14 protein-coding genes and 1 pseudogene are annotated in these 16,293 nt (G+C 73.2%); 6 read left to right on the top strand and 9 right to left on the bottom strand.

Translation table 11 applies throughout. From position 1 onward, the window contains the following. Nucleotides 1-34 precede the first annotated feature (34 nt). Complete coding sequence (locus ACFY0I_RS10880) at nt 35-547, bottom strand: hemerythrin domain-containing protein (protein WP_388893015.1); 513 nt, start codon at nt 545-547, stop codon at nt 35-37. A 133-nt stretch (nt 548-680) separates the two neighbouring features. On the opposite strand from ACFY0I_RS10880, the gene ACFY0I_RS10875 reads away from it, so the two are divergent. After that, complete coding sequence (locus ACFY0I_RS10875) at nt 681-1,892, top strand: aromatic acid exporter family protein (RefSeq protein WP_388893013.1); 1,212 nt, start codon at nt 681-683, stop codon at nt 1,890-1,892. A gap of 120 nt (nt 1,893-2,012) precedes the next feature. Here the strand turns inward: ACFY0I_RS10875 and ACFY0I_RS10870 are convergent, their stop codons facing one another. The 5 genes from ACFY0I_RS10870 to ACFY0I_RS10850 form a co-directional block, all read right to left on the bottom strand. Continuing rightward, a complete protein-coding gene (locus tag ACFY0I_RS10870; protein ID WP_388893011.1) occupies nt 2,013-2,816 on the bottom strand; it encodes a CAP domain-containing protein in 804 nt (267 codons plus the stop codon). A gap of 486 nt (nt 2,817-3,302) precedes the next feature. Beyond that, the gene (locus ACFY0I_RS10865) at nt 3,303-3,662 is read right to left on the bottom strand and encodes a subtilase-type protease inhibitor (protein ID WP_388893009.1); all 360 of its coding nucleotides are present in this window, start codon (nt 3,660-3,662) and stop codon (nt 3,303-3,305) included. Nucleotides 3,663-4,084: 422 nt separating this feature from the next. After that, on the bottom strand, nt 4,085-4,837 hold the full coding sequence (locus ACFY0I_RS10860; RefSeq protein WP_388893572.1) for an amino acid ABC transporter ATP-binding protein: 753 nt from the start codon (nt 4,835-4,837) through the stop codon (nt 4,085-4,087). 32 nt (nt 4,838-4,869) lie between these two features. Next, complete coding sequence (locus ACFY0I_RS10855; RefSeq protein WP_388893007.1) at nt 4,870-5,832, bottom strand: ABC transporter substrate-binding protein; 963 nt, start codon at nt 5,830-5,832, stop codon at nt 4,870-4,872. Between the two features lie 80 nt (nt 5,833-5,912). Next, the gene (locus tag ACFY0I_RS10850; RefSeq protein WP_388893005.1) at nt 5,913-7,073 is read right to left on the bottom strand and encodes an LLM class flavin-dependent oxidoreductase; all 1,161 of its coding nucleotides are present in this window, start codon (nt 7,071-7,073) and stop codon (nt 5,913-5,915) included. A 665-nt stretch (nt 7,074-7,738) separates the two neighbouring features. Between ACFY0I_RS10850 and ACFY0I_RS10845 the strand changes: the two genes are divergently transcribed. Continuing rightward, nucleotides 7,739-8,737 carry an amino acid ABC transporter permease gene (locus ACFY0I_RS10845; protein ID WP_388893570.1) on the top strand — a complete coding sequence of 333 codons (999 nt, stop codon included), beginning with the start codon at nt 7,739-7,741 and terminating at the stop codon, nt 8,735-8,737. A 178-nt stretch (nt 8,738-8,915) separates the two neighbouring features. Continuing rightward, nucleotides 8,916-9,467 carry a rhodanese-like domain-containing protein gene (locus tag ACFY0I_RS10840; RefSeq protein ID WP_388893003.1) on the top strand — a complete coding sequence of 184 codons (552 nt, stop codon included), beginning with the start codon at nt 8,916-8,918 and terminating at the stop codon, nt 9,465-9,467. 54 nt (nt 9,468-9,521) lie between these two features. Here ACFY0I_RS10840 and ACFY0I_RS10835 read toward each other — a convergent pair whose 3' ends face one another. Next, on the bottom strand, nt 9,522-10,442 hold the full coding sequence (locus ACFY0I_RS10835) for a LysR family transcriptional regulator (protein ID WP_388893001.1): 921 nt from the start codon (nt 10,440-10,442) through the stop codon (nt 9,522-9,524). Between the two features lie 72 nt (nt 10,443-10,514). Here ACFY0I_RS10835 and ACFY0I_RS10830 point away from each other — a divergent pair, with 72 nt between their 5' ends. Both ACFY0I_RS10830 and ACFY0I_RS10825 read left to right on the top strand, forming a co-directional pair. After that, nucleotides 10,515-12,023 carry an aminotransferase class I/II-fold pyridoxal phosphate-dependent enzyme gene (locus tag ACFY0I_RS10830; protein WP_388892999.1) on the top strand — a complete coding sequence of 503 codons (1,509 nt, stop codon included), beginning with the start codon at nt 10,515-10,517 and terminating at the stop codon, nt 12,021-12,023. A 103-nt stretch (nt 12,024-12,126) separates the two neighbouring features. Further along, complete coding sequence (locus ACFY0I_RS10825) at nt 12,127-12,555, top strand: ATP-binding protein (protein WP_388892997.1); 429 nt, start codon at nt 12,127-12,129, stop codon at nt 12,553-12,555. Nucleotides 12,556-12,577: 22 nt separating this feature from the next. On the opposite strand, the gene ACFY0I_RS10820 is transcribed toward ACFY0I_RS10825, so the two are convergent. Together ACFY0I_RS10820 and ACFY0I_RS10815 are read right to left on the bottom strand one after the other, a co-directional pair. Next, nucleotides 12,578-13,840, bottom strand: coding sequence for a cytochrome P450 (locus tag ACFY0I_RS10820; protein WP_388892995.1), 1,263 nt, complete (start codon nt 13,838-13,840; stop codon nt 12,578-12,580). Nucleotides 13,841-13,917: 77 nt separating this feature from the next. Continuing rightward, nucleotides 13,918-15,492 (bottom strand): cytosine permease, encoded by a 1,575-nt coding sequence (locus ACFY0I_RS10815; RefSeq protein WP_388892993.1) that lies wholly within the window; start codon nt 15,490-15,492, stop codon nt 13,918-13,920. Between the two features lie 71 nt (nt 15,493-15,563). Here ACFY0I_RS10815 and ACFY0I_RS10810 point away from each other — a divergent pair. After that, nucleotides 15,564-16,190 (top strand): annotated as a pseudogene (locus ACFY0I_RS10810) (TetR/AcrR family transcriptional regulator); the annotation flags it as partial. Nucleotides 16,191-16,293 lie beyond the last annotated feature (103 nt).

Here is a 16,293-nt window from a genome sequence, read left to right as displayed (position 1 = left end):
CGGGGCGCAGGGCAGCCGCCCGCTTCGTCCCGGGTCACTTGCCGACGACGGTCCGGACGTTCTCGACGCTGCCGCAGTCCGCGGCCAGGTGGCGGGCGCGTTCCTCCAGGAAGGCGGCGCCGAGCTCGGCCCGCCGCTCGTCGGGGACGTTCTCCCTGGCGCCGTTGAGGATGGTCCGTTCCTCCTCGTCCAGGTGGTGGGAGACCGCCTTGACCAGGTCCTCCAGCTTGGAGTCCCAGGCGTCGGAGCCCACCTCGTCGACTTCGAGGAGGGCCAGGAGGGCCTCGTTGCCCTCCTGGTGTTCTTCCGCCCCGTGCTCGACTTCCTCGTTGTCCACGTCCTTGAAGCGCTTCAGGGCGCCGTACACCTTCGACTCCTCCGCCTCGCCGTGCGCGATGAGCAGGGCGGAGAACTTCGTCAGGGCGTCCGCACGGTCGGATTCCACGCTCCGCATCCGGCGGAACAGGTCCTCCATCCTGCGGTGGTCCTTGAGGATCAACGCCACGACGTCCTGATCCTCATCCTGGTGCTGCCGGTCGGCTGCCATGCCGGCTCCCTCCTGGTTCGGGTCCACGTGCCTCACCCGGCGCGTGCTCGGCGCGGGGCGGTTGAAACCTCCCGGGGCCTCGAAACATGCCGGTCACGGGTTTCCGCCGCCGGGCGCGGGCAGGCGCACGGGCATGACCCACGCACTTGCCTCGCTCCTGCACGTCGTACGCCGAGAACCAGCGGTCGTCCAAGCGCTCCGCTCGACGGCCGCCGCCGTCGTCTCCTATGCCGTCGCGCTACGGCTGAGCAGTGAACCCGCACCGTTGACGGCGCCGCTGACCGCCCTCCTCGTCGTACAGGTCACCCTCTTCACGACCCTCACGACCGGTATCCGACGGGTGAACTCGGTGGTCGCGGGGGTCCTCGTCGCGATCGCGTTCAGCGCGCTGGTGGGTCTGACATGGTGGAGCCTCGGCCTGGTCATCCTGGCCTCGCTCGTGGTGGGCCGGTTGGTGCGGGCCGGGGAGTTCGTTCCCGAGGTGGCGATCAGCGCCATGCTGGTCCTCGGGGTGAGCCGGGTGGCGGACACCGCCTGGGACCGGGTCCTCGAAACGCTGATCGGCGCGGCGGTCGGGCTGGCCTTCAACGTGCTCGTCGCCCCGCCCGTGTGGGTGGAGCCGGCGAGCGCCGCCATCACCGGACTCGCGACGCGGATGCGCACGCTCCTCCTGCACATCGGGAGCGAGGCGGAGCACGCCACCACCGTGGAGTCGGCCGCCGCCCGGCTGCACGAGGCCCGCCGGCTCGACAACGACGTCGCCGAGGTCGACGCGGCACTGCGGCAGGCCGAGGACAGCCTGCGGCTCAATCCCCGCGTCCGCGAGGGGCTCCTCTTCCGTCTCGTGCTGCGTACGGGTCTCGACACGCTGGAGATCTGCGCGGTGGTGCTGCGGGTCTCGTGCCGAACCCTCACCGACCTGGCCCGGACCCGTGGCACCGAGCCGCTCTTCCCGCCCCGGGTGGCGGAGGCGCTCCAGGAGGTGTACGCGCACCTGGCGGGCGCCGTCGAGTCCTTCGCCCAGTTGGTGACGGCCCAGGTCAGCGCGAACGCGGAGGCGGCCGAGGAGCGGCTGAACGAGGAGCTGGCCATCGCCCGCCGCAGCCGCGAGCGGTTCGCCGCCCTGCTGCCCGAGCAGATCGCGCGTCACCCCGACGAGTGGCAGTTGTACGGCTCCCTGCTGGCCGACGCGGACCGGGTACTGGACGAGCTGGGGGTGGAGAAGCGCTCGGCCCGGCTGATGGAGGAGCTGGACCGCCACTCGCGCGAACGGCGCGCGCGCCACCCCCGGCTGCACGCGCTGGCCGGTCGGGCGCCGCGGGGTCGGGCCCGTGCGAAGGTCTGAGCGCGGTCGGGCGGGTACGCGCGGGGGGCGGCCGGAATTCGGCCGCCCCCCGCGCGTACGCCGGCGACGTACTTCGGTGCCTCACGTTCGGCGCCCCACGTCACCGGGCCGCCCAGCGGGTCAGCGCGTGGCGCCGAAGCTCTGCGTCCAGTACTGGCCGGGCTGGGCGAGGCCGATCCCGATCTCCTTGAAGGAGCAGTCGAGGATGTTCCGCTTGTGCCCCGGGCTGTTCATCCAGCCCTCCATGACCTTCGCGGCGGTGTCGTAGCCGTAGGCGACGTTCTCGCCGTACGTCCCCCACTGGTAGCCGGCGCGGGTGATGCGCTGCCCCGGGTCCGAACCGTCGGAGCCGGTGTGGGACATGTTGGAGTGCGCGGCCATGTCGGCGCTGTGGTCCTGGGCGGCCTTGGTCAGCTTCTCGTTGACGGTGAGTACGGGGCACCCGACGGCGGCCCGCTCCTTGTTGACGAGTGCGAGGACCTCGGCGGCGGCGCCGGTGGGGGCCTGGGCGTCGGCGGGGGCGCCGGTCCCGGGCGCCTCGGCCGACGGCTCGACGGGCTGCGGCTGCTCGGCCGGCGGCTGCGCCGGCTGCCGGGGTGCCTGCTGGGGCTGCTCGGCGGGCTGCGGGGCCTCGGTCGCCGGATCGGCGGGCTGCTCGGCGGCGGGCTGCGCCACCGGCTGCGCGACGGGCTCGGTCGGCGCCTCCTCGGGGGCGGCCGCCTGGATCGGGGCCTGCACGGGCTGCTGTGCCCCCGGTCCGCCGTGCCAGGGGCGACTGTCCCGCTGGGAGGAGACGACCCGGGTGGGGTCGGTCTCCTGGGTGTCCAGGCACGCCATGGCCGTGGTGGGCACGCCCACGATGGCCAGCACGCCGACGGCGACGGCTATCTTCCGATGGTGCTTCTTCTTACGGTGCTTCTTCATGCGGGACCTCACTCGGTGATCGCGAAGCTCCCGGCGCCGGACCGCGAAGGCGCCGGAGGAGTCGCCATTCTTAGAAGCCCGGCAGGGGCCTGGCAAGCCGCGCCCCCGGAGCCGTCGAGGGGGGCCGGGACACGGCTTGAATCGGCCCGAAGATCGTGCATGCCCGGGCGGCGGCCTCGAGGACACGCACCTGGTGCACCGCCAGAACCGGCCCCCGTCAGCCGTGTTGGAGCGGGCCGAACAGGAGTCAGAAATTCCGTTTCTGGCGGAGTGCGGCATGTCCCCGTGAAATAGCGACATAGCCCGACATGTCGCCGGGCCGACGATCACCACAAGGGCCGTCGGACCGGCGTGCGGGCCGTGACGCATGTCACGGGTGCGGGAGGGAACCGAAGAGCGCGCGGCCCGCACGACCGACGCCCGCAGCCCCTGCGCCACGCATCGCACCGCAGCGATTCACACCGCCGCGCTGCGGACCGCCGTGGATCAGAAAGCGAAGACGGCGTTGCCGTTCAGGGTCGCGTTCATGGCGCAGGCGTTGGAGAACGTGTGCTTCCAGGCGACCCGGCCGCCCTGCCAGACGCCGTCCGCCGTGACGGTGACGGGGTCGTAGTGCATGGGGCACGCCCGCTGCGGGTCCGGGGCGGCCAGCAGTCGGTCGAAGGCGCCGTCGGTGGCGTTCAGCGCCCCGCAGGCGGCGGCGGGGTCGGGGTGCGTGCCCGAGGCGGTCGGGGCGCAGCTGAGGGTGGAGGCACGCAAGGCGGTGTCCGTGGCCGTGTCGCCCTGGACGACGGTGAAGACCATCGCGGACGGGGCGTACAGGCTCGTCGGGCGGGCCTCGGCCACACCGGAAGCTCCTACGAGACACAGGAGGGCGGCGGCAGAGACCGTGGTGATGCGACGCACAGCACAACTCACTTTCGATTCCAAGGTTGAACGCGATACTTTCTTGCAATATCGCGCCCTGACTTGGCCAACAGTGACCGATGCGAAGGGGCAGCGCATATCGATGACCGGTTTACGGACACTCCGTTCGGATAGCGGGCACCGAATGGTCGTTCGGGCAGCTCACAAGGGGTGCGTCCGCTCCCGGCGCGATCACCGGTCCGCGGCGGCGGCGCCCGTGACCTGCGCTCGGACCCGCCGCCCGCCCCGCGCGGTTCACCGAACGGCCACGCAGCTTGACCGGATCGGGCCGGTCCGGGGCGCTCCGCACACCCGTTTCGGGGCCCGGCGTGCCGGGCCCCGACGCGTGAACGGTCCGCCGGTCAGAGCACCTTGGAGAGGAAGGCCCGGGTGCGTTCCTGCCGCGGTCCGTCCAGCACGGCGGCGGGCGGCCCCTGTTCGACGACGACGCCGCCGTCCATGAACACGACGGTGTCGGCGACCTCCCGGGCGAAGCCGATCTCGTGCGTCACGACGATCATGGTGGTCCCGGCGCGGGCCAGGTCCTTGATCACGTCCAGCACCTCGCCGACCAGCTCCGGGTCGAGGGCCGAGGTCGGCTCGTCGAAGAGCAGCACCTTGGGTTCGAGGGCGAGCGCCCGGGCGATGGCCACCCGTTGTTGCTGCCCGCCGGACAGCTGCCGCGGATAGGCGTCGCCCTTGTCGGCGAGACCGACCCGCTCCAGCAGTCGCAGCGCCGACTCCCGGGCCCGCTCCCTCGGGCGGCGCAGCGCGGAGACCGGGGCCTCGACCAGGTTCTCCAGCACGGTGAGGTGCGGGAAGAGGTTGAAGTTCTGGAAGACGAAGCCGATGTGCGTGCGCTGCCTCAGCACCTCGGCCTCCCCCAGTTCGTACAGCTTGCCGCGGGCGCTGCGGTAGCCGATGAGTTCGCCGTCGACGCGGACCCAACCCCGGTCGACCTTCTCCAGGTGGTTGATGGTGCGCAGGAGGGTGGACTTCCCCGAGCCCGAGGGCCCGATGACCACGGTGACCTCTCCGGCTCGGACCAGCAGGTCGACGCCGCGCAGTACCTCCAGCGTCCCGAAGCTCTTGTGGACACCGCGCACGTCGACCATGACGTTGCCCGCGGCGCTTTCGTCCGGGGTGCTCACGTGTGCTCGGCGGGGTTGATCCGCGAGGCTTCGATGGCGGAGGCGGTGGTGCCCCACTTCTTCAGGATCCGGGCGTACGTGCCGTTCTTCACCAGCTCGTTGACGGCGGCCTGGAAGGCGGGGGTCAGCGGGGATCCCTTCTTGAAGGCGAAGCCGACGTCGAGGCGGTGGTACTCGCCGAGGAAGGTGGTCTGCGCGGCCGGCTGGGCGGCCTGGTGGCGCAGGCCGTTGATCGTCGACATGACGACGTCGATACGGCCCTGCTGGAGCGCGGTGGTGACGGCCCCGGGCTCCGAGAAGACCTTGACCTCGTAGGGCTTCTTGCCGGCCGCGGCGCACACGCCCCGCTGGGCGGTCAGGGTCTTCTCGAAGGTGGTGCCCGCCCCCGTGCCGATGGTCAGTCCGCACAGTTGGGTGAGGTCGTTGACCTGCGTGGTCAGCGTGGTGTTGCCGGTCTTCACGGCGAAGCCCTGGCCGTCGTTGATGTAGGTGACGAAGTCGATGGTCTTCAGGCGTTCCGCGGTCACGCCGAAGTTGCCCGTGCCGAGGTCGTACTTTCCGCTGCCGAGGGCGGGCAGGATCGTCTCGAAGGAGGCGTCCTGTCGTTCCGCCTTCACCCCGAGGACCTTGGCCACCGCGTTGGCGATGTCGATGTCCTGGCCGGCGGGCGGCTTGTCCTGCCCGTTCGGGTAGTACGCCGAGGGCGGCGAGCCGACGGAGCTGCCGATCCGTACGCTGCCCGTCCCTCGGACGTCGGCGGGGAGCAGGGCGGCGATGGCCTCCACGGTCCGGACGTCGGCGACCGGATCGTCGGCGGGGGCCGGTGAGGCCTGTGCGGCGCCCGCCGGCGCCGTGGTACCGCCACCGGCTCCGCAGGCGGTGAGCGGCAGGAGGGGCAGGAGGGCGAGGGCGGCGGCGGCGCGCAGGCGGGTGCGGATCCCGTTCCCGGGGACGTTCACGGTGGGCAGGCCTTTCCATGGCGGGGCGTGGTGGCGGGCGGTGACGGGTGGGCGGGGGGCGGGGCGGTCCGGCGGGATCGTCACCCGCCGACTCCGGTCAGCCGGCCCCGCGGGGCCTCGGCCGGGCGGGCGGCTTCCCGGGCGGCGTCGCGCTTGGCGACTTCCTCGCGGACGAGCGGGATCACGTACCGGCCGAAGTCGACGGCGTCGTCGAGGAGGTCGTATCCGCGGGCGGACAGGATGTCCACGCCGAGGTCGTAGTAGTCGAGCAGGGCCTCGGCCACCGTTTCCGGGGTGCCGACCAGGGCGTTGGAGTTGCCCGCGCCGCCGGTGGCGGCGGCGGTCGGGGTCCACAGCGCCCGGTCGTAGCGCTCACCCGCCTCGGCGATGGCGATCAGGCGCTGCGATCCCGTGTTCTCGGGCGCCGCGGCCTCCGTGACGCCGCCCTGGTGGCGCCGTACCGGGCTGCCCGCCCGGCGCCGTTGCCGGATGGCCGCCACCGTACGGTGGGCCTTCTCCCAGGCCAGTTCCTCGGTCGGGGCGATGATCGGGCGGAACGCCACCTGGATGCGCGGCGCCTGTGTGCGCCCCGCGGCCGCCGCCGCGGCCTTCACCGCCTCGATCTGCAGGGCCGTTTGCGCCAGCGGTTCGCCCCACAGGCAGTAGACGTCGGCCTCGGCGCCCCCGGCCGCGTACGCGGCGGGCGAGGAGCCGCCGAACGAGACGTCGGGGCGGGGCTGTTGGACGGGAAAGACGTCGCTGACGAAGTCGTGGAACCGGTAGTGCTCGCCCTCGTGGTCGAAGGGCTCCTGCGTGGTCCAGATCTTCTTGACGATCCGGATGTACTCGCGGGTGCGGGCGTAGCGCTCGTCCTTCGTGAGGGTGTCGCCCTCGCGGCCCTGCTCGTGGTCGTTGCCGCCGGTGATGAAGTGGACGGCCAGCCGGCCCTCGCTGATCCGGTCGAGGGTCGCGAAGGTCTTGGCGGCGAAGGTGGGGTACGAGACGTTGGGCCGGTGGGCGAGCAGGATCTGGAGGTGGTCGAGCCTGGCGGCGACGTACGCCGCCGCCGGCGCGGGATCCGGGGAGCCGGAGCCGTAGGCGAACAGCACCCGGTCCCAGCCGTGGTCCTCGTGCGCCCGGGCGAGCCGGAGCGTGTACTCCTTGTCGAAGGAGGCGCCGGAGCGGGCGGTGGTTTCGGAACCGTCGTTGGTGGCGGCGATGCCGAGGAATTCCACGGGCATGGAGTGGCCTTTCGAGGATGCGGCGGATCACGAGCGGGCAGCGCGAACTGGCCGTTGCACAAGGCAAGGTGAAGCAACGTCAGGGCAATGGACGAGGCGGTGCGGGCACGACGACGTGGACGACGCGGCACGTCGCGGGGCGGGGGCGGGGCAGCGCACGTCCGGACTCACGACGCCGCGTCCCGGTACGGGCGGACGCCGCGCGGCGGGTGGTGCGAAGGGAGATCTCGGCCCGCGACGGGGTCACCGAAGGAGGGAAGGGCCGGTCAGACAGCCCGCTGCCGCATCAGGCGCGACAAGCCGCGGACCACACCCGACCGAAGTCGATGTAGTCGCGCGAGACAAGGCGCTGATGGGCATTCATGTGACTACTTGAGCAGTACGCGACGCGCTTCGTCAAGCAACGGCCCGCATCCCGGACGCGTCCCACCCGGCGGGCCGCCCGTGGTTGACACGGCCACGCCGTGGGCGCGTACGATCCGGCGACGGACCGGCTGACCCGTACGGGAGGGCCGATCCCGCCGCGTTGAGGGACGCGGTGAGCGCGACGACGCACCGACCCGGACCCGGACGGGCCCCGCTCCTTCGCGGAGCGCCACTGCCGCGCCCCTTTTCGCGCGCGGCGCCGGGCGGCCATCACCGCCCGCGCATCCCTCACCTGGAGAATCCCCGCGATGCCCACGCCCACCGCCACAGCTCCCCCCTCCGCCGACCCCGGCGCCGCCTCGACCCCCTCCTCCGACGCCTCCGGGCTGCCGCCGATCGTGCCGCGCCGGCGCACCGGTCGTCAGGTGTCCGCCGCCGTCGCCCTGCTGCTCTTCGCGATGGTGCTCACGTCCGTCATCCGCAACGACGCCTTCCAATGGGGCGTGGTCGCCCAGCACTTCACCACCTCCGCCGTACTCGACGGGCTGCTGCTGACCCTGTGGCTGACGGGCGTGGTGATGGTCCTCGGTTTCCTGTTCGGCACCGTCCTGGCGGTGATGCGACTCTCGAGCAACCCGGTTCTGCGAACGCTGAGTTGGGGCTACGTGTGGATCTTCCGGTCCACGCCGTTGCTGGTGCAGCTGTTGTTCTGGTTCAACATCGGCGCCCTGTACCCCACGCTCGGTCTCGGCATCCCGTACGGCCCGGAGCTCTTCACGGTCAAAACGGTGAACCTGCTCGGTCCGACCCTCACCGCCGTCATCGGTCTGACCCTGCACGAGAGCGCGTACGCCTGCGAGGTGGTGCGCGGCGGCATCCTGTCCGTGGACTCCGGGCAGACGGAGGCCGCACAGGCGCTCGGGCTGAGCAGGTTCCGTACGCTGCGTCGGATCGTCGTCCCCCAGGCGATGCGCTCGATCGTGCCGACCGCGGGGAACATGTTGATCGGCACGCTCAAGGGCACCAGCATCGTCAGCGTGCTGGCCGTGCACGACCTGCTGTACTCGGTGCAGCTGACCTACAACCAGAACTACCAGGTCATCCCGCTGCTGATGGTGGCCACCCTGTGGTACGTCGCCGTCACCACCGTGCTGAGCGCGGGCCAGTTCTACGTCGAGCGGTACTACGCGCGCGGCACCTCCCGCGGCCTGCCGCCCACGCCACTGCGCCGACTGCGCGTCCGCGTGGCCGCCACACGGGCCCGGCTGCGGAGGCTGACCGCACCCGGCGGCAGGTGAGGCCCGCCGAACCCGGTCGGGGGCCGGCGCCGGGCCGGCGTCCGTTGTTGCGGGAACGTGGCGAGCGTGTGGCAGTCGGCCCGGGCAGCCGCTTCGGGGCCGTCGCGACGCCTAGGATCCCCGGCACGTGCCGCCGCATCCGGGCACGCCCTCCCCCTGCCGAGGATCACGATCCGCCATGAGTGTGACCGCCGCCCTGAGCGTGCCCGAGGCGCTCCCCCGCCTCCACGAGCTGACCGTCGTGGACGTCCGCACCCCGGGCGAGTTCGCGTCCGGGCACCTGCCGGACGCCGTCAACGTGCCGCTCGACCGTCTCGGGCGGGCCCTGCCGGAACTGCGGGAGGCATCCGGTCCCAAGCCGCTGCTGGTGGTGTGTGCCTCCGGAGCCCGCGCGGAGAACGCCGTCACCGTCCTGGCCGCCCACGGCATCGACGCGTCCGTCCTCACGGGCGGCACCACCGCCTGGGCGGCCGGCGGCCACCGACTCGACCGCCCCGACGGCCGAGCGCGGGCCGTCTGGGCCATGGAGCGTCAGGTCCGCTTCGCCGCGGGCGCGCTGGTCCTGCTCGGCCTGGTCCTCGGCCTCTTCGCGCACCCCGCGTTCCAGTTGTTGTCCGCGGGCGTCGCGGCGGGGCTGGTGTTCTCGGCCCTCAGCAACACCTGCGGCATGGCGGTCGTGCTGGGCCGGCTCCCCTTCAACCGGCGGGCGGGCGCGCAACCCGCTGGGTGAACGGGTGTCGGGGCGGACGCCGCCTCCGCCGCGCGCCGAGGGCGCCGTACGCACTCAGTCCGTGACGGCCCAGCGGTCCGTGATCAGCGCGGCTTGTTCCAGCAGTGCGGCGACCACTTCCCGGGCGCTGCGGGCCGCCGTCGAACGGAGCACGACGACGCTGATCTCCCGCGCGAGGTCGCCGCCGGCCGGGGGGCGGACCACCAGGTCGGGGTGGGGGGCGCCGAGGGCGAGGCGCGGGACGAGGGCGACGCCCGTACCGGCGGCCACGAGGCCCTGCACGACGGCGTAGTCGTCGGTGCGCATGGCGTGGACGGGCTCGAAGCCCTGTTGGGCGCAGGCCCAGGACAGCACCCGGTCGCACGGGTCGTGCGGGTCGGCGGCCCCCACCCAGGCGGTGTCGCGCAGCTCGGTGAGCGGAACCCGGTCCAGGGACGCGCAGGGGTGGTCCCGCGGCATGACCAGGAGGAGCGGGTCGACCAGCAGGGGGTGGAGCTCGAACGCGTCGTCCAGGTCCAGGCGATCGCCGGGCTGCGAGAAGACGAGGGCGGCCTGAAGCTCCCGGGATCGCAGCCCCTTCAGCAGCAAGGGGAGTTCGCCTTCGGTGAGGGAGATGTGGACTCCCTGTTGGTGGAGGCGTTTGACGGCGGGCGCCAGCAGGAGCGCGCCTGCGGTGGGGAAGGTGCCGATGTGCAGGGTGCGCGTACCGCGCTCGGCGAGCTCGCGGACCTCCAGTTCGGCGTGGCGCAGTCGCTCCAGTACGGCCTCGGCGTGCGGCAGCAGCGCTTCGCCGAGCTCGGTGAGTTCGGCGCCGCGCGGCCCGCGCCGCACGAGTCGGGCGTCGAAATGGGATTCCAGGGCGGCCAGGTGGTGGGTGATCGTGGGCTGGCTGTAGTGCAGCGCGCGGGCGGCGCCGGCGAGCGAACCCTCCTGGGCGATCGAGCGCAGGACCTGGAGGTGACGGACATCGAGCATATAGACAGGGTATGGAGGGATGCAGAAAACTCCACCGTTCCTCGATGGCCCGCGGAGTGTCACGCTCGCCGGGTGAACACGCGAACCGCCCCGCTCCCCCCGTCCCGTCCCGGCGCCACCCGAGCAGCCCGCGACCAGTCGCGCGCCCCGTACGCCGAGGCCCTCGTCGCCCAGGCGGGACGGGACTGGCTGCGGTTGAACGTGCCCGGGCACGCCGCCGACCCCGGTTCGGCGCTCGCGGACCAGTTCGGCGCCCGGGTCACCGATCTGGACTTCCCCCCGCTGCTGGACGGGCTCGATCTCGGCCCGGACAGCCCGCTGGAGGAGGCGCTGGCCCTGGCCGCCGAGGCCTGGGGGGCGCGGCGTACGTGGTTCCTGACGAACGGCGCCTCCCAGGGCAACCAGATCGCCTCGATGGTCGCCCCGGCCCTCGGGCGGACGCTGGTCGTCCAGCGCAGCGTGCACTCCAGCGTCGTCGACGGGCTGGTGCTGTCCGGCCTCGACGCGGTCTTCGTCCAGCCGTCCGTCGACCCCGTGCAGGGCATCGCCCACGGCGTGACGGCCGGGGACGTGGCCGAGGCGTTGCGGCGGACACCGGACGCGGCCGCCGTGTACGTCGTCTCCCCCAGCTACTTCGGGGCCGTTGCCGACGTACGGGCCATCGCCGACGCGGCCCACGCCGCCGGGGTCCCGTTGATCGTGGACGAGGCGTGGGGATCCCACTTCGGCTTCCACCCCGCGCTGCCCGCGGGCGCCCTCGCGCTCGGTGCGGACCTGGTGACCTCCAGCACGCACAAGCTCGCCGGCAGCCTGACGCAGTCGGCGATGCTGCACCTGGCCGACGGCCCGTTCGCCGACCGCCTCGAACCACTCGTGGACCGGTGCTTCAGGCTGGTGCAGTCGACGAGCGCGAGCGCCCTTCTCACCGCCTCGCTGGACATCGCCCGCCGCGCCCTGGTCGCGGGCACCGACCGGATCACCGGTTCGATCGGGGCGGCGGACTCCGTACGGGGCGCCATCCGGGCCCGGGGGCGCTTCGGGGTGGTCGGCGACCGCTTCCACCGCTTCCCCGACATCACCGCGACCGACCCGCTGCGGATCGCCGTCGACACGCGGGCCGGTGGGATCACCGGGCACGAGGCGCGGCGGTCGCTCGTCCGGGAGCACCGCGTCATGGTCGAGGTCTCCACCGATTCGGCACTCGTCGCGGTGCTCGGCGCCGGGTCCGCGCCGGACACCGGCCGCTTCGTGGAGGCCCTGCACCGTCTGCCGTCCCCGCTGAACGCGTCCGACGGCCCGCGGCCACAGCCGCTGTCCCTGCCCCGTCCGGGCCCCGCACGGCTGACGGCCCGCGAGGCGTTCCTCAGCCCGGCCCGGGTGGTGCCGGCCGCGGCGGCGGTCGGCATGGTCAGCGCCGACACGCTGGCCGCCTACCCGCCCGGCATCCCCAACGTGCTGCCCGGCGAGGTCATCACCGTCGAAACCGTGGATTTCCTCCGCCGGTCGGCCGCCGCGCCGGGGGGTCACGTACGCGGCGCCCTGGACGCGGCCGTCTCGCGGCTGCGCGTCGTCGCGCCCTGACCGGGCGGAGGGCGCGGAAGCACCGACCGGGGATTGACCGCGCGGGCAGTGGGCAAACGGGTTCTTGTGAGAGCCCTGTAGAGCCGCGACCGGGAGACCACCGATGACTCCTGCACTGCTGCAGCACCCTCGGTTGCACCTCGACCTGGCGTGCGACCACGCGGCCGCCAACCGGGCGCGCGCGGCGACCTCCCGGTTCCTGCACGAGGCGGCCGACCGGTCCGACCGGTCCCCGGCGGTGTCCCCGCCGGCCGAGGACGCGGCTCTGCTGATCGTCACCGAGCTCGTCACGAACGCGGTCCGGCACACGGCCGGCCCCTGCACCCTGGATCTGGCCCTGCACGAGGAGGGGCTGGACATCGACGTCACGGACGGCAGTCCGGAGCAGCCCGTCACCCGGCCGCCGCACGTCGAGGGCACCGGTGGGTGGGGCTGGATCCTCATCCGTCACCTGGCCCGCGAGGTGACCGTGCATCCGACCCGGACCGGGGGCAAGACGGTGCACGCCTGCCTGACGGTCGCGGCCGCCTGAGCGTCCCGGTGCGCCCGGCCCGCTAGAGAGGCCTCAGCACCATGCCGCTGCGGGGCCGGGTGGGTATCCGGTTCAGCGGGATGCTCAGGTCCTGGCGCGCGACGGTGTGGTCCAGTCGGCTCAGCGCGGTGGCCAGCGCGGACAGGACGCCGACCACGATGTCCTCGCCGGGACAGCGGTGTCCCGTACGCGCGTCTCCCCCGCCCTGCGGAATCAGCAGGTCGTCGTCCGGTTCCCGGTCCAGGAAGCGGGCGGGGTCGAACTCGTACGGGCGCTCGAACAGGTCGGGGTCGTGGTGGTGGCCGTACACGTCCAGCAGGACCAGGGTGCCCGCGGGAACGACCGCGCCCCGGTGTTCGAGGTCGTGGGCGGCGACGCCGCCCACGAAGGGGACGAACGGGTAGAACCGGCGGACCTCGTGGGCGAACGCCCGCGCGTACGCCCAGTCCCCCGAGCGCAGGCGTGCGCGCAGTGCGGGGTCGCGTTGCAGGGCGTGCGCGGCGAAGGCGGCGAACCAGGCGATCGCGACGGTGGGTCGGATGATGTTGAGCAGTTCCACCGCGGCGGTGTGCGGGTCCAGCGGCGTGCCGTCGGCGTCGTGGTGGTGGGCCACCGTCTCCAGGACCGAGCGGGACGGGCCGGAGCCGCCGCCCGGGAAGGTGAGGACTCCGGGATGCGCGTGGCCGGCCCGTACGTCCGTCACGGCGTGCGCCAGGCCCTGTTCCTGCCGGGCTCGGGCCCGGCGGGCCTTCCAGTGCCGCGCCCCGGGCGTCGCGAAGCCGTCGACCATGGCCACGCAGTCCTCGGCGATCTCGCGGGCCGCGTCCTGGGTCACGGGCAGACCCACCCAGTCGCAGACCGCCTCGGCGAGGACCGTGGCCACCTGGTCGAACAGCACGATCTCCCGGCCGCGGGCGCGCGTGAAGGCCTCGTGCCAGTGGGTTCCGATCCGGTCCACCAGCGCGGAGGCGCCCTCGCGGGACATGAGCAGGGACACGAACATCGCCTTGCGGACCCGGTGCGCCTCACCGTCCAGCATGTGGACGGCTCCGCGCCCGAAGAGGGTGTCGAGCACCGGCCCCGGCAGCGCGTCGTGGCGCAGCACGTGCCGCTCGTCGTAGAAGAACGCGACGTCGGCGCGACCGTGCAGGACGATCGCGGGCCGCCCGAGGACGCGCGTGCGCACCGGGCCGCCGTCGGGACCCCTGCGCCGGCGCAGGTCGGGCAGCCAGGCGTAGCCGTGCGTCCACAGGGAAACGGTGCCGTCGATCATCGGGAGGGGCATGCCCGGCGCCTACCCGGCGATCCGGACGGCACGCGGGTTCGGCACGCGGCCCGGGTAGGCGGGCGGCCGGTCGGGGGTCAGGCTGCCGACCCGGTCGGGCGTCGGGCTCCTGCCCGGGCGGCCCGTACCGTCCGCTCGTCGCGCATCAGGAGGGCGTAGACGGCGGCGGGGACGAGCAGGCCGACGGGCAGGGAGAGGTCCACGCCGCCCAGGGCCGCGGCGACCGGACCGGTGTAGAGGGTGTTGACGCACAGGGCCGCGGCGCCCACGCCGGCGGCGAGCGCGAGGGCGCCGGCCGGGTTGACGCCGGCGGTGTACCAGAAGGGGCCGCGGGGGCTCTCGTCGGCGAGCGCGAGCCCGTCGTAGCGGCCGCGGCGCAGTACGACGTCGGTCGCGTAGACGGCCATCATCGGGCCGAGGAGGACGACGATGATCTGGAGGGCGTTGCTGACGGTGTCCAGGAAACCCGACACGAGCAGCCCGTACAGGGTCATCGCGACGGCGACGGCCCCGTCGAGGAGCACGCTGACCGAGCGGCGGATCCGCAGGCCGACGGCCTGGAGGGCGAGGCCGGCGCTGTAGGCGGTGAGCGCGTTGACGGCGATCGTGCCGAGGACGACGGCGAGCAGGAAGACCGGGGAGAACCAGCCGGGCAGGAGTTCCTGCAACGCGTGTTGCGGGTCGGTCATGTCCACCGCGGTCGCGGCGAACGCGCCGAGGGAGCCGACGACGACGCTGGGCAGGAACGACCCCAGGGCCGTCCATCCGGCCACCGCCGCGGGCGACGACGTACGGGGCAGGTAGCGGGCGAAGTCGGCGCTGGTGCCGTACGACAGCGGGCCGGAGGCGATCAGCGTGGTGCCCGCGAGGAGCAGGGCCCACTGGCCGGCGCCGGCCGCCGGCGGTTCGGCGGGCCGGTGGGAGAAGTCGGCGTGGGCGACGACCGCGAAGGCCACGACGGTGAACACGGCGGCGAGGACCAGGGTGATCGGCAGGTAGAGCTTCATGATCATCGCGTGTCCGTACACGCTGATCACCAACGTGAGGGCGGCGATCAGCATGATGACGGCGACCTGGACACCGGTGTTCGCGCCGATGCCGGCGCGTTCGACGAGGGCGAAGGCGGCCGTCGCGGCGGCGGCCAGGTTCAGGGCGAAGTAGCAGACCGAGATCAGCCAGCCGCCGATCGCGTTCATCACCCGGTTCCCGACGACTCCGTACAGCGCCCGGGTGACCACCTCGCTCGGCGCGCCGGCCGCCGGGCCGGGGATGGCGACGAGCCCGGTGAGCAGCCAGAACAAGTTGCCGACGACGATCACGGCCAAGGCCTGCCACAGGCTCAGGCCCATCAGCACCAGCGCGCCGCCGATCACCAGGCTGAGGTAGTTGACGTTCGCCGCCGCCCAGACGGCGAAGAGGTCGCGCGGACGGCCGTGGCGTTCGGCGTCGGGGATGTGGTCGATGCCGTGGGCCTCGATGCGGCCGGCACGGTCGGGGCCGGCGCGGTCGGGGCCGGGGATCGCGGGGCCGGGGATCGCGGGGCCGGGGATCGCGGCGCCGGATCGGTCGTCGTCCGAGCGTTCGGGCTCCGGTCTGGCCGGGTCGGGAGCGGCGCCGGGAGTGGGTCCCGGATCGGGGGTCTTGGACGCCATGGGGCCCTCCGGTGTGCGGGGCGGTTGCCGACTGCTTGCTTATTGGTCGCACACTCAATAGCATCCCCGGTATGTCGTCAAGCGTCGAGCGCAAACGAATCCGCAAATCCCCGGAGGCTCGTCGGGCGGAGATCGTCGGGGCCGCGACCGAGGTCGCCCTCACCGAGGGGCTGGAGTGCGTCACCCTCCGGCGGATCGCCGAGGAACTCACCGTCCGTCCGGGCCTGATCAGCCACTACTTCCCCTCCGTCGAAGACCTGGTCGCCGAGGCCTTCGGCAGCGCCGCCAGTACCGAACTCACCCGCCTCGTCCCGACGGACCCCCGGGGCGCGAGCCCGACCCGGCGGCTGGCGGAGTTCTTCGCGCACACCTCGGGCGAGGCCTACGACGCCATCAGCCGGCTCTGGATCAACGCCCGGCACCTCAGCCGCTACCGGCCCGTCCTGCGCGACCGGGTCGCCGAGCAGGAGGCGGCCTGGCGGGGACGGCTGGAGGGGCTCGTCCGGGAGGGCGTCGCGAGCGGGGAGTTCCGTACGGAGGATCCGTACGTCACCACCATCCGGATCCTGGTCGTGCTCGACGGCCTGGGCGCCCACGCGAACACCGACACGAGCGACCGCCCCGAGGCGGTGACCCGAATGGCGGTGACGACGGCGGAACGCGAGCTCGGACTGCCTTGCGGGGCCCTCACCCTCCCGACGGCCGGCGACACCGGGGCGGAGGCCGGCGCGGAACCCGGTCCGGGAACCCGCGCGGAACCCGACGCGGGACCGGGCCCCGCCCCCGGGCCGACCCCCGCCC

Origin of the sequence: Streptomyces sp. NPDC001568 (genome assembly GCF_042893755.1) — a bacterium.
Taxonomy (GTDB): domain Bacteria; phylum Actinomycetota; class Actinomycetes; order Streptomycetales; family Streptomycetaceae; genus Streptomyces.
Note: the sequence above shows the minus strand (reverse complement) of the source record. Positions and strands in the feature narration are given on the sequence as shown.